The organism is Alteromonas sp. ABE4_545 (genome assembly GCF_056161325.1).
In genome coordinates, this window is record NZ_JBSWYY010000002.1 from 215,650 (window position 1) to 228,833 (window position 13,184).

At 44.6% G+C, this 13,184-nt stretch carries 11 protein-coding genes; 10 read left to right on the top strand and 1 reads right to left on the bottom strand.

The window, feature by feature from the left end; all coding sequences use genetic code 11:
* The 10 genes from ACXAH6_RS03425 to ACXAH6_RS03470 all read left to right on the top strand — a co-directional run bounded on the left by ACXAH6_RS03425 (position 1) and on the right by ACXAH6_RS03470 (position 11,668).
* On the top strand, positions 1 to 2,718 hold the full coding sequence (locus ACXAH6_RS03425) for a TonB-dependent receptor plug domain-containing protein (protein ID WP_474875232.1): 2,718 nt from the start codon (positions 1 to 3) through the stop codon (positions 2,716 to 2,718).
* Between the two features lie 102 nt (positions 2,719 to 2,820).
* Entirely contained in the window at positions 2,821 to 3,276 is a 456-nt protein-coding gene (locus ACXAH6_RS03430; protein ID WP_474875233.1) for a DUF4920 domain-containing protein, read from the top strand.
* On the top strand, positions 3,269 to 3,838 hold the full coding sequence (locus tag ACXAH6_RS03435; protein WP_474875234.1) for a PepSY-associated TM helix domain-containing protein: 570 nt from the start codon (positions 3,269 to 3,271) through the stop codon (positions 3,836 to 3,838). The genes ACXAH6_RS03430 and ACXAH6_RS03435 overlap by 8 nt, the downstream gene beginning before the upstream one ends.
* Positions 3,839 to 3,840: 2 nt before the next feature.
* On the top strand, positions 3,841 to 4,935 hold the full coding sequence (locus ACXAH6_RS03440; RefSeq protein WP_474875235.1) for a cytochrome-c peroxidase: 1,095 nt from the start codon (positions 3,841 to 3,843) through the stop codon (positions 4,933 to 4,935).
* A gap of 54 nt (positions 4,936 to 4,989) precedes the next feature.
* Positions 4,990 to 5,832 carry a hypothetical protein gene (locus ACXAH6_RS03445; protein WP_474875236.1) on the top strand — a complete coding sequence of 281 codons (843 nt, stop codon included), beginning with the start codon at positions 4,990 to 4,992 and terminating at the stop codon, positions 5,830 to 5,832.
* A gap of 11 nt (positions 5,833 to 5,843) precedes the next feature.
* The gene (locus tag ACXAH6_RS03450) at positions 5,844 to 6,689 is read left to right on the top strand and encodes a hypothetical protein (protein ID WP_474875237.1); all 846 of its coding nucleotides are present in this window, start codon (positions 5,844 to 5,846) and stop codon (positions 6,687 to 6,689) included.
* Positions 6,690 to 6,868: 179 nt separating this feature from the next.
* Positions 6,869 to 8,176, top strand: a complete 1,308-nt coding sequence (locus ACXAH6_RS03455; protein WP_474875238.1) for a sensor histidine kinase — start codon at positions 6,869 to 6,871, stop codon at positions 8,174 to 8,176.
* Entirely contained in the window at positions 8,157 to 8,792 is a 636-nt protein-coding gene (locus ACXAH6_RS03460) for a response regulator transcription factor (protein ID WP_474875239.1), read from the top strand. Before ACXAH6_RS03455 ends, ACXAH6_RS03460 begins: the two co-directional genes overlap by 20 nt.
* Before the next feature lie 324 nt (positions 8,793 to 9,116).
* Entirely contained in the window at positions 9,117 to 10,970 is a 1,854-nt protein-coding gene (locus ACXAH6_RS03465) for a methanol/ethanol family PQQ-dependent dehydrogenase (protein WP_474875240.1), read from the top strand.
* A 53-nt stretch (positions 10,971 to 11,023) separates the two neighbouring features.
* Positions 11,024 to 11,668: a pentapeptide repeat-containing protein gene (locus tag ACXAH6_RS03470; protein ID WP_474875241.1), complete on the top strand. Its 645-nt coding sequence runs from the start codon at positions 11,024 to 11,026 to the stop codon at positions 11,666 to 11,668.
* A gap of 18 nt (positions 11,669 to 11,686) precedes the next feature.
* Here the strand turns inward: ACXAH6_RS03470 and ACXAH6_RS03475 are convergent, their stop codons facing one another.
* Entirely contained in the window at positions 11,687 to 13,165 is a 1,479-nt protein-coding gene (locus ACXAH6_RS03475) for a tryptophan halogenase family protein (protein WP_474875242.1), read from the bottom strand.
* Positions 13,166 to 13,184: the final 19 nt, after the last annotated feature.

Genomic DNA, 13,184 nt, shown 5'->3' on the forward strand with positions numbered 1-13,184 from the left:
ATGCCAAGCATTCGCGACCTGTTAGTTTGTCTGGTTGCGTCAGCAGCGCTGTTACCCAATGTGGTAACAGCGCAAGTTGCTGATGATGAAAAAGACAACTCAACCCAAACCGAAAAAACGACAACGTCAAAACAAAACGCCGAAGAAAAAAAGCAAGATGTTGAACACGTAGAAGTCATCGGTAAATATATTGGAATAGAAGTGCCCGAAGCGTTTGGGCGCTTTCTGCTTTCTGAAGAGTTCATTAAGAATGCGCCTAAAACAACAGGAGATATTAACGATCTCATCTCGTTGCTACCTGGCGTACAAATTTCAGAAGATTCTCTATCAGTAGAAAACGCAGGCGAAATCCGCGCTAAGCAACTGTCGATTTCCGGCGCTCAGCCGTGGCAAACAGGCTTTTTTATTAACGGCATGAACTACAACAGTCGCCTCGATCCCGATGCCTATAATCGAAGTGAAAGCAGTATTAACGATGTGCAAGGTGGCCCTCAAACCTTTAACGTTAATAGCCAAATTGTTGAAAGTATCGCGGTTTATGATAGTAATATACCCGTTGAATTTGGCGGTTTTTCAGGTGGTGTGGTTGACGTTAGCACCACTTCGGCATTGGGCATTGCCAAACCTAAAGTTTCACTCGGTTACCGCACTTCGCGGAGCAGCTGGAATCAGTACCATATTATCGATGGCGACAGCGAAGATGATGACAACGCCGCCTACGATACCAGCTTACTCACACCCATCTTTGAACAACACAGCTATAACCTCCTTGTATCAGCGCCAATTGGTAAAGACCAAGGGTTAACGCTGTCGATGAACTATTTGCGTTCACAAAAAAGTAAAGTATCACTCTCAGAAATTGTGAATACCGACCGAGAAAATACCAATTTAATGGTTAAATATGCGGCCAGAAATGTCTGGTTCGACCGTATTGATTGGTCAGTTATTTATGCGCCTTATGAAAATAGCAACAATCTGACCGATACGCTCAACAGCGACCTCACGATAAAGGGCGGTGGATACGGCACCACTATTAATACTGATAAAGATTTTTCTCTCGGTTCATGGCGCAGTGAACTGAACATTAATTACAGTGAAAATAGCCGTCAAGCGCCACCTCATTACTACTTGTGGCTGCTCTCGAGAGGAAAAGAATGGGGCCAATATTCCAGTTCTAACTCATCAGGAGAAGGTGCTACGGTGTCAAAAGAAGGTGGCTATGGCAACCTTGATAAAACGCAAACCCGTTATCAATGGCAAAACTCGTTTACCTTTAATGATATGCAATGGGGTAGTACCGATCATCGTATCAAAGTAGGTGTTAGCTTATCCCGTCAAGAGCTGAGCCGCCAAAGAAAGGCTGACAGCTATTATTATAACTCTGCCGTGCAATACAGTGCATCGAGCGGTAATGCTTCATTGAATTGCAGTGGCTATACCCTTGACTGTGTTGAACTGGAATTAGCCCAAACGATTGAAGAGTTAGAAGCCTCATTAGGGGAAGCACTGGATTTTACCAATCCTGAACACGTGCAACTTTATAGCGACAACGTACTCACTTCACCCCAGTACTTCAATTTCAGAATTGTTTACCCAACGGAAGACATTGAAGTAGGCGTGAATCAGATTTCTGCCTATGCCAGCGACCAACTTATTTGGGACAGATGGAAATTCAATTTAGGTTTGCGTTACGACTACGACGACTTTTTCAAAAACCACACCATCGCACCGCGATTCAGCGGCAGTTGGGATTGGTTTGATGACAACAGTACATTACTCGTATTTGGAGCAAGCCGCTATTATGATGCTGGCTTAGCGACATACAAGTTGAAAGAAGAGCAAGTGCCTTATTACACGCAATACCGACCAATCAGAAATGGCGTATTGCAAGCTTGGGTCGCCTCGAGTTTAGACGCCGACTTGCGTTACCGCTATGAAAACTTGGATTCGCCTTACAACGACGAAATCACGTTTGCCCTTAAGCAAAGTTTAGGCGATTTTGGTTATCTATCGTTGCGCGCCGTACAGCGATGGCAACGTGATCAACTCGCACGAGCCAGCGAGTCTGTACTGGGTGACGACGGGTATCGTTATGCGTATCAAGATAATAGCGGTTTTGGTGAAAGCTCTCGTTTATCACTTGCTTGGAGTGCAAATTGGGAAGCTCACTCATTTTGGGCCAACACTGAAGTCAGTAAAACCAAAAGCAATGGCAACTCCTACGATGAAGCCGTTGATGACGTTAGTCTAGACGATCTCGTGTGGTACACAGTCAATGGTGCTGGCAGGCTTACAACCGAACAAGCAGTAGCCACGTTAAACACCAATTTTAGTCGACCGTTCCGGGTGAACTTTGGCTGGCATGCCGATTGGACAGAAACCTTTTCGACTACTGTCAACGGTAGCTATACCGATGCCTATGAAACAGCAGTGGCAACGGGGCAGTACATTTCAAGTGGAAACATTGCTTGGCTATGTTCAGACTGTGAAGTAGACAGCGTACTTGTACCTGTTTATAAAAAGGTGTCATTTGAAGGGCGTTGGCAAGTGAATTTAGCAACGAGGTATACCCTCACCACGAATAATTGGGGCAATATGACGTTTTCGGTTGATATAACCAACCTATTCAACGCGCGTACCAACCTTGTTACACCCGGTAACGACGGAGTAGAAACAGGCAGAACCTTGTGGGCTGGCGTACAATGGAATTGGGAATAAAATAGTCGACCACCACACGTAAAGGTAATGAGGGGCTTAAGATTCCACGCCCCTCATTATTTGATATTAATAACAAAGTTAAATAAACGACGGAAACGAACCATGAAATACCTACTGATTGCTGCAGCGTTTTTCTCTTTCAGTCTAAGTGCCGACCCTTTGCTTTTTGGCGAGCCAGTAGACGAAAGCCAACAAATTGCCATCTCTACCATCATGGCCTCGCCAGACGACTATGTAGGGAAAACCGTGACCATCGAAGGTGCCATTGTGGGCGTGTGCTCACGTCGTGGATGCTGGGTAGAATTAGCCTCTGATGCACGTTTTGAAAAGATTCGCTTAAAAGTGCGCGATGGCGATATGGTGTTCCCGATGCACGCCAAAGGCCGAAAAGCGATAGCAACGGGTAAAGTATTTGCCATCGAACTATCGCTTAACCAAACACGTAGCTATTTAGCATCGTTGGCTAAGCGCGACGGTGAAGAGTTTGACCCAGAAAGCGTGTCAGAGCCAATGTCGATATATCAAGTAGAACCCATTGGGGTAAAAATACTTGATTAAACGCCTGTCTATTAACTGGTTCAAGCTGAACCGCCAGTTACATAGGGATATCGGCTATTTGAGTATTGGCCTTACCGTGGTGTTCGCCGTTTCCGGTTTGGCCCTTAATCATATTCGCGACTTTAACCCTAATTACGCCGTTACCCGCATTGAACAACCATTCAACGTTGACTTAACGCAGTCAGACGAGCAAATCAATCAAGCACTGCTTGCAAGCTTTGATATTGATGACAAGGTTAAAGCCAGCTATTGGGAATCGAAGAAAGTTTATAAATTGTTTTTTGATGGCGGGCATACCCTTACCCTTTATGCCGTGGCCGACAAAGCCATATACGAAGCCATTGAAGCTCGCCCTATATTACCGCAATTTAACCGTCTTCACTTGAATGAGGCCCGCCAAGGATGGGTCATTTTTTCTGATATATACGCGGTTTTCTTACTCTACCTTGCGCTTTCAGCTCTGTTTATGGTGAAGGGCAAGAAAGGTGCTTTTAGTTTGCAAAAAGGGTGGCTAGTAGTGCTAGGCGCAGCCATCCCTGTTATTTTTATCTTTTGGATTTAGTTTTGTTATTTTCGCGTCATTTATTTTTATCTTGTGTCTTACTACTCGTCAGTTCAACGAGTTATTCTGCTACCCTTCCTTCAGATAACGCCGAGCTGCGTGCACAATACGCTGTTGCCCCCAACCAATGGCCTCATATAGAAACCGCTGACAACCGAATAGTCAACGAGTTGGCACCGTTGACATTATTAGGTGATAAACCTGCAGAAAACGCTGTAGCGCTTGGTGCGCAATTGTTTAATGACCCTATATTGTCCCGGGATAAAACGGTAAGTTGCGCCAGTTGTCACGAAGCGCGCTTGCACTTTACCGATGGTAGACGCTTTGCCATTGGTATTGATGCGCAGGAAGGTCGACGTAACACCCCTGCCATATTTGGTATTGACCATTGGCAGAGCTTTTTTTGGGATGGGCGAGCGAAAACGGCACAGCAGCAAGCATTGATGCCAATTCAAGATCCCAAAGAAATGGACATGAATTTAGCCAAAGCCATTGAACGTTTGAACGCGCATCCAAGCTACCCAGCTCAATTCAAAGCCGTATTCGATAAAAACACCATTACAGCTGACACGCTCGCTGCGGCACTTGTGGCATTTGAACGCACGCTTCGGCCTCCTGAAAGCTTGTTTGGACAATTTATTAGCGCAGCCTATGAAAACCCCACAACAGCCGTTGGTATGCTTAACGACGCACAACTCAGAGGGTTGCACCTATTCAGAACAAAAGCCAAGTGCATGACGTGTCACAACGGCCCACTACTCAGTGACAACCAATTCCACGTTACCGGTTTTCATTATTACCAGCGCAAGTTTCACGATGTTGGCCGTTACGAAGTCACCCAAAATCCAGCTGATTCCGGCGCATTCAGAACACCGTCGTTACTAGGGGTAAACAAAACTGCACCTTGGCTTCACAATGGGTTATTGAAAGACATGATGGGCGTGGTACAGCAATACAACGCTGGGGGTGCAAGGCCAAAACCACGGGGAGAGCAGGTAAATGACCCGCTATACCCTAAAACTACTGACCTATTGTTAAAGTTAGGCCTGACAAAACAAGAGCGAGAAGATTTGGTGGCATTTCTCGAAACACTCTGACAGAGTTGAAGCAGTAAACTCAGCCACTTTTTACAGCAAGAGCAAGGACGCACTATGTTAAAAAAGTTACTCTACATCAATATTATTCTCTGTGTTTTGTTACTAACGGCATGGTATGGCATGGGGGCAAGTGTTAACGCCCAGCTTGACCCCAGTGATAAACTGGGCAACTCGCCCGCATCGCATCAGTCGAGTATTCAGCCAGTATCTCAAATTGCCAACTCAACCTCAGAAGCAGACACCCCATGCGAGCACTTAACGACCGAGTTTTTGCTCGCTAATGCTGACCACCCGCAATTAAAGGAATATGTAAAATCACAATACAAAGTGGAATTAGACAAGCGGATCACGTTATTCAGAAGCTTTCGCTCTACGTACAGTACATACTCTGAAGGGATATTGACTGCTATTGATAATGGGGACCTATTGGTAAATGAGCAGTTTAAGCCCGGCGCTCCCCATTTCACACCATTCATGTTCTCACTGCTTTCTGACAGAAAAAATATCACCCTCGATACCGTGAACCAGTTTTTTGACCGCGGTGCAAAGGTATTTAATTCAGCACAATGGGTAGATGCGACGAGTAACCTGTCACCAGACGTCGCCCAAGCGATTATTGATCAGGGGTTAGATCCCGATAACACACCTACGGTCTGGTTTCGATATCAAGTCAATTTGACAACACAAGCGCTGTTAAAAGGCAACCTTGAGCTTACCCACTACCTACAAGAGCAAGGTTATCGCCTTGAATCTGAAGTGACCATTCGAGACTATGTTGACCCTATTGGTAGCGCAGACTATACCGAGATCAAAGTCCCGCTCGTTGAGTTTATTAATACTAGAAAAGGTTCAAAGCACAAAGACGCCATTCTGGCTTATCTAGAAGAGAATAACTAAGGAGCGACAGAATGTTGAAAATATTACTAATAATCCTCGCCTCCGTGAATGCTGTCTTAGCCGGTCTACTTGTCGAAACACGTTTTTTTGTGAGCGGTGAACACGAAACTGATACCAAACAAGCTACCGTGCTACACACCGAATTTTCAGCAGAAGCCGATATTACAAAAAGCATGGTTCAACACCAGACAACAGAGGTATTGGAAACGACACACGACGAATGTAATGCGATTATCGACGACGCCTTTTTTGCTTTGCACGCCGACGACCCCGTTCTTCGTGGATTTGTGCGCTCACAAAATATCAAACAACAAGAATTGCGCGACAGCCTAACTAAAACGCCTCCTGCACAACTGATCTCCGTATTACTCAAAGCGATAGACAGCAATCTCATCGACATCAATGAAAGTCTTTCTCGCGGAGACGATCAAACTGCGGTGCATTTGGTTTTATCAAGCATTGAGAACATCAGCGTGAAAAATATCGATTTGTTCTTTGAACGCGGAGCAATCGTTTACAATACATCTTCTTGGAAGCGTGTTCTCAGTAGTAAAGCGCCTGATATTATTGCCTATATGCTCAATATGGGATTTGCGCCAGAATTGGAATACGAAATACACGTGTCGGGAGGTAAAATGAAACTCAACTTTGCCACTCACGTGCTATTAAACGGCAACCTAGAAACCCTAGATTACCTCACATCATCGGGTTACTCGCTGAGTAACCAAATTGAAATTACGGAGCGCTTGAAAGATAGGTCAACGAAAACCGTATTCTTCACGCTCCGTGAATATATTCAGCAAAGTGAGAACATTAAAAGTAAAGCTGAATTGATAGAGTACCTCGATACTCATTAATCTGTTTCACACAAGGCTTAGCTATTAGGCCACACAATACTGAGTCTCTTTTCATTGACTACTGTACGTGGGTCTCATATATCATTAGCCCATAAGTACTATATTTACTTACCCAAAGTTTAAAGGACATCACTGCGCCACCCTGCTCTAATTTAAAATAGAATAGAGTGAGGCATGCGATGAAAGCGACACAACGAATTTCATTATCTGTGTGTGGGGTTTATTTACTCATATTTCTAATGTTGGTTTGCGCACTTGTCTACCAAGCACAAAAGGATATTTTGGCAGAGAGTCGATCAGCACTGGTTTTAGCAAACACGCTTTTAAAGTCCAAGCTATCTGTCACGGAACTCTATGAGATTCTGAGCCAAAATCGTCATTTAAAGGTAACCCTAGTCGAAAACCCTGGCGTAATCAGCGCTAACCACACCAAAGCGGTTCCCATACAAAACCCTCAATTTCGGCTCAATATCATAGAGTCTCAAGAGATGTACGTTGCAGATCCTGTGCACTCAAGTGCCATTCTCATACGTTCGAGTTCTACCGCAGAAATTGATGAGATCACGGATACTGTCATTCTGGTTGCGAGCGTCTTTTTCTTGGCACTACTAGTCACGCTTGTCACTATGCGACTGTCTATAGTAGCCATATTGAAGCCGGTTAGAAATATTTGTGCAGGTATGCGATCAATAGAGGAAGGAAACTATAAAAATCAATTTGATCAGTCTGATATTCTCGAAGTTAATCAACTTATCCAAGATTTTTCTTCAATGTCTCAGTGTTTAGCCAGCAAGCACCAAGAAATTCTTCGTTTGCGCCGTCGATTATCAGAATTACAAGAACAAGAACGCAAACACCTTGCCAGAGAGTTGCACGACAATCTAGGACAGATGATTACTAGTATCTCTGTACACTGTTTCATGCTGAAACAACAACATCAGCAACCTCAGTACGTATACAAAACTGCTGAACAAATCCAGCAACACTGTGCAAACGTGCAAGGTAGTCTTCAACACTTGACCAAGCAATTATACCCCATGGCACTAAGTCGGACAGGCTTAAACGAAGCTTTACGGACACTTGTTGATTCTTGGGGAACCACTCACAATATTAAAGCATATTTTCAAGAACGAGGGGCCCCAGTAACACACCAACAAACGAGAGATACACATTTGTTTCGTATTGTTCAAGAAGCCCTGAATAATGTTGCCAAGCATGCAATGGCCACTCAGGTCAATGTCGAGCTACATTCCACAAATAAAGTCATAACACTCAAAATCACAGACAATGGTACTGGCTTCAAAGTTAATCCAGATAACAGCCATGGGTTAGGGCTGATCTCTATCCGTGACAGAGCAGCATTATTAAATGCAAACCTATCCTTTGACTCTAATTCACACGGCTTAACAATAAGCCTTACGGCACCGATACCACCAATCCAATCATTAACACAGAGGAATGTACGCGATGAAAATTCTACTTGTTGACGATCACGCTGTTGTAAGACAAGGATATGCATCTCTACTTACTATGATGTTAATTGACGTTACTGTTTATGAAGCAGAGACCCCCCAGCAAGCTATGCACATACTTGCCAAAACTCCTGTTGACATAGCAATACTAGATATTAATTTAGATCAGGTCAGCGGGCTCCAATTAGCTCCTCGGTTACTATTACGATGGCCAAAATTGAAAATCATTTTTTTCAGCATGTTTGACGACCCCTCTGTAGTCAACCGAGCCATGCAATCAGGTGCTAATGGTTACATCACAAAGCGTAGTCCTCCTGAAACGATGGTTGAAGCGATTAAGGCCGTTTCAAATGGGAAAACCTATATTGAACATAACTTAGCGAACGATCTTGCTCGCTACACTTACCAAGATTGTAAAGACCCTTGTGACAGACTCACGCAGAGAGAATTTGAAATCTTTATTTCGGTAGCGAAAGGACTTAGAAGAGCAAAAATAGCTGCCGATCTCAGCATATCTGACAAAACGGTTTCAAATGCAATCACTCAATTGAAGAGTAAGTTGCATGTTGAAACAAGCACTGAGTTGGTATTATTGGCGATTGAGAAAGGCTATGTAAAAGTCGCGATATGATTAAGGAGTTTTTCTACAAAAAATCGGGAATAATTCCCTATTATTGACGGATAATAATGCTCCATAATAACCATACGTTGGCGCTTTTTGGTACTGAGCGATAACAACGTACGTGGGATTCATTGGCTCGCGTTTTCAAAAAGCTAACTCAATTTGAGTTAGCTTTTTTTATGCCTAAAAATCAGCGAATTTCTTTTGGCAATAGCCATGAAAGAATTAGGGAAATATTCCCATATCAATCAAGGAAAAAATCTGTATCCAGCGTTCTCCCTGCCCTCAATAATGTTAACAACTTTTAAACAACTCAACAGTAAAAGGTTTGTGATGTTCAATAGATTAGATAAAAAACAAAAAGCATTATTCGGGGTCGCATTGTTATTTGCAGGCTCAAGTCTCTCGCTTCAAAGTATCGCCAAGGGGGTAAGTTGGGATGATATAAAGAATGATGCTCGTACACCCGAGGATGTCCTAATGTATGGTATGGGGCCTGAAGCTCAGCGATTCAGCCCGCTAAATCAAGTCAATAAAGAAAATGTTCATATGCTGTCGCCTGCTTGGGTGATGAGTTTCGGCGACGAAAAACAGCGAGGTCAAGAAGCACAAGCAATTGTATATGATGGCACAATTTACGTGACTGCTAGCTACTCTAGAATCTTTGCTTTTGACGCCAAAACTGGTGAAAAGAAGTGGTCCTACTCTCATCGACTCCCTGAAGGAATTCGCCCTTGTTGTGACGTTATTAATCGCGGCGCTGCCATTTACGATGACTTGGTCTATTTCGGTACTTTAGATGCTGCTGTCGTTGCCCTCGATCGCCACTCTGGAAAAGTAGTCTGGAAAAAGCGTTTTGATGACTATAAAGCTGGCTACACAATGACGGGCGCTCCTACGATAGTCAAAGACAAAACCTCTGGTAAAGTCATGTTGATCCACGGCTCTTCGGGCGACGAATTTGGTGTGGTTGGCAAACTTTTCGCACGCGATCCTAAAACAGGTGAAGAAATTTGGATGCGCCCGTTTGTCGAAGGCCACATGGGCCGATTGAATGGCAAAGAAAGTACACCCACTGGAGGCTCAACTGATGTCAAAACTTGGCCCAGAGATGAAAACGGAGAACTCGTTGAAGCTTGGCATCACGGCGGCGGAGCTCCATGGCAAAGCGCGAGTTTTGACGTAGAGACCAATACTATCATTATCGGTGCAGGTAATCCTGCGCCTTGGAATACATGGAAACGTACCGCAGTGGGAGATGATCCTAGAAACTGGGATAACTTATATACATCTGGACAGGTAGGCGTTGATCCTTCTACGGGTGAAGTGAAATGGTTTTACCAGCACACTCCAAATGACGCGTGGGATTTCTCCGGCAACAATGAATTAGTACTTTTTGAATATGAAGAGAATGGCAAAATCATTAAAGCTACAGGGCATGCCGACCGAAATGGGTTCTTTTATGTCGTGAACAGAGAAAATGGCGAGTTCATTCGTGGTTTTCCCTTCGTAGACAATATCACATGGGCGACACACATTGATCCAGATACCGGACGTCCTGTAGAAGTAGAAGGCCAACGTCCTCCGCTACCTGAACCGGGCCAAGACAAAGGAAAATCGATAGAAGTGTCTCCTCCTTTCTTAGGAGGAAAAAACTGGAATCCTATGGCGTACAGCCAGAATACTGGATGGTTCTACTTAGGCGCGAATCATTGGAAAGAAGATTACTGGACCGAAGAAGTGACCTACACAAAAGGTAATGCCTATTTAGGCCAAGGATTCAGAATAAAGAAACTGTACGATGATCACGTTGGGGTACTGCGTGCGATAGACCCAATTTCTGGTGATATCAAATGGTCTCATAAAGAAAAACTCCCTCTTTGGGCTGGGGTGCTAGCAACAAAGGGAGGACTAATTTTTACAGGAACGGGAGATGGCTTTATTAAAGCCTTTGATGAAACCACAGGCGAAGAGTTGTGGAAGTTCCAAACTGGCTCAGGCATTGTTTCGTGCCCAATCACATGGGAAATGGACGGTGAGCAATATATTGGGTTTGCATCAGGATACGGTGGTGCAGTGCCATTGTGGGGTGGCGATATGGCGGCTCTTACTAAGCCAGTTGCACAAGGTGGCTCCTTCTGGGTATTCAAATTACCTAACTATGAATCCAAAGTAGCCAAACGATAATACCTCTATCACTCGGGGGAGTCACACTCCCCCAATTTTATGGAGCAATAGCAATGTATTTAAGGTACATCCTCCTTTTATTGGTGAGCTTCCCTCTTCTCGCCGATTTACCCTTCGAAGACACTACGCGTGTTATTGATGGCTGTGAAATTAAGCCTAAAACTCAGTGCCGAAACGCTAACCTCTCTAATGCAGATTTAATTAACGTTGATCTCGAAGGCGCAATTTTTATCAATGTAAATTTTAGTGGCGCCGACCTTCGTCATGCCAACTTAAATTACACGACGTTTAAAGCTTGCAACCTCAATAAAGCAAACTTGGCCGTTAGTAACTTAAATCACGCGGATCTGCGTGGGTCGCAAGCTGAAGAAGCTATTTTTGAAGGGGTGATAGCGTGGGCATTATTCGCGCAAGGTGTGAACTTCAATTTGGCTAACTTTACTGGCGCGGACATAGATCAAGCGAGACTATCTGGCGCTTCTTTTAATGGTGCCATATTAAGGGCTGCGAGATTAGAACGGGCATGGATGAACAAAACACAGTTAATAGGGGCTAACCTCACCAACGCAAATATTCAAGAAGCCAAGTTGAACAATGCCAACTTACAAAATGCAACTATGTCTGGTACAAGGATTCATTTTGCAACCTTCCAAGGAACGTTCATGGAAGGTTGCTCGGGCTGTCCATTTAACTGGTAGCGAACGAGTCATGCTCTCTTACTGACAATAACTTTTAAGATATTGCTCGTGGGTCGGTAAACGCTCTACTGTGCGGGTAATATTCTGTTTAATTTGCCCCAAAAAGGCTTGAAGCTCTTGTTCGCTCATCGTATCGACAATTGGGTGATAGCCCTCTGGCATTAGCCCTTGCCCTATCATCACTTGTTGCCACGAGTCGTCAAACAGCTCGCTGCCTTCGCGATACACATGGCCGGTTTCTTTGAACACGCGTAGTCGATGCGCTAGGGATTCGGGCACATCCATCTGTTTGCAGTGACGCCAGAAAGGCGAGTCTGTGCGCTCGGTAACGTGGTAGTGCAGAATAATAAAATCGCGAATATGCTCAATATCAAACTCGGTTTGTTTGTTGTATTCATCCACCATTGACTGCACTACGCCGTTGTGGGGAAACATCCGCAGCAACCGCACAATCCCCTGTTGGATAAGATGAATACTGGTGGACTCCAACGGCTCTAAGAAACCACTAGATAAGCCAATCGCAATACAGTTTTTATTCCACTGCTTTAAGCGACGCCCAGTTCTAAAATGTATCACTCTCGGCTCGTTGAGCGCATCGCCTTCCACATTGGCTTTTAAACGGGCTATGGCTTCGTCATCACTTAAATATTTACTGCAATACACCAATCCATTGCCAACCCGATGTTGCAAAGGAATTCGCCATTGCCAACCCGCTTCATGGGCAATACAACGGGTGTAGGGAATGGGCGCGCTTGTGCCTTCAGTTTGCATGGCTACTGCACTGTCGCACGGTAACCAATGAGACCAATCCTCATAACCGGTATGCAATGCTTGCTCAATCAAAAGCCCTTTAAAGCCCGTACAGTCGATAAAAATATCACCTTCGATCACTTGACCGTTATCGAGCGTCAGGCTGTCTATGTGCCCATCTTCCATGCGCGTGCTAACTGACGCTATCTTGGCATCAATGCGGGTCATGCCCTCTTTTTCTGCCAAAGTTCGCAAAAATTGTGCGTAACGCGTGGCATCAATATGAAACGCATAATTCAGCCCGTTATTGGGTAAATGAGCAAACTTACCCGCCTCTGCCGCCACCCGCTCTAAGCAGTAATCACCAAAATCACTGCTGTAGCCAAGGTCAAGGCCGCGCATCCAAAAATGCTGAAAGCCCGATGCCCAGCAGTCTTTTCCGGTAACACCAAAGGCATGCAAATAGGCGTGATCTAAGTCTCGCCAGTTTTCAAAATTAATCCCGAGTTTGAATGTGCCGTTTGTTGCGGCGAGGAATTCTTGCTCGTTAATTTTCAGCAGCTTGTGAAAAAATACCAGCGTTGGGATAGTTGCTTCACCCACACCGACCGTGCCAATTTCACTGCTCTCGATAAGGGTTACATCAACCTTCTTATTCAATAACCGCGTAAAGGCGGCTGCGGCCATCCAACCTGCGGTGCCGCCACCTGCAATCACTACGCGTTGTTTTTTGTCTTGATGTTGCATATTAAGTTCTCATATCTCA

Excerpts from the sequence above, each read along its gene's own strand:
- ACXAH6_RS03475 (WP_474875242.1), bottom strand. The coding sequence starts at position 13,165 with ATGCAACATCAAGACAAAAAACAACGCGTAGTGATTGCAGGTGGCGGC.
- ACXAH6_RS03470 (WP_474875241.1), top strand. The coding sequence starts at position 11,024 with ATGTATTTAAGGTACATCCTCCTTTTATTGGTGAGCTTCCCTCTTCTC.
- ACXAH6_RS03465 (WP_474875240.1), top strand. The coding sequence starts at position 9,117 with ATGTTCAATAGATTAGATAAAAAACAAAAAGCATTATTCGGGGTCGCA.
- ACXAH6_RS03460 (WP_474875239.1), top strand. The coding sequence starts at position 8,157 with ATGAAAATTCTACTTGTTGACGATCACGCTGTTGTAAGACAAGGATAT.
- ACXAH6_RS03425 (WP_474875232.1), top strand. The coding sequence starts at position 1 with ATGCCAAGCATTCGCGACCTGTTAGTTTGTCTGGTTGCGTCAGCAGCG.
- ACXAH6_RS03445 (WP_474875236.1), top strand. The coding sequence starts at position 4,990 with ATGTTAAAAAAGTTACTCTACATCAATATTATTCTCTGTGTTTTGTTA.
- ACXAH6_RS03450 (WP_474875237.1), top strand. The coding sequence starts at position 5,844 with ATGTTGAAAATATTACTAATAATCCTCGCCTCCGTGAATGCTGTCTTA.
- ACXAH6_RS03430 (WP_474875233.1), top strand. The coding sequence starts at position 2,821 with ATGAAATACCTACTGATTGCTGCAGCGTTTTTCTCTTTCAGTCTAAGT.
- ACXAH6_RS03455 (WP_474875238.1), top strand. The coding sequence starts at position 6,869 with ATGAAAGCGACACAACGAATTTCATTATCTGTGTGTGGGGTTTATTTA.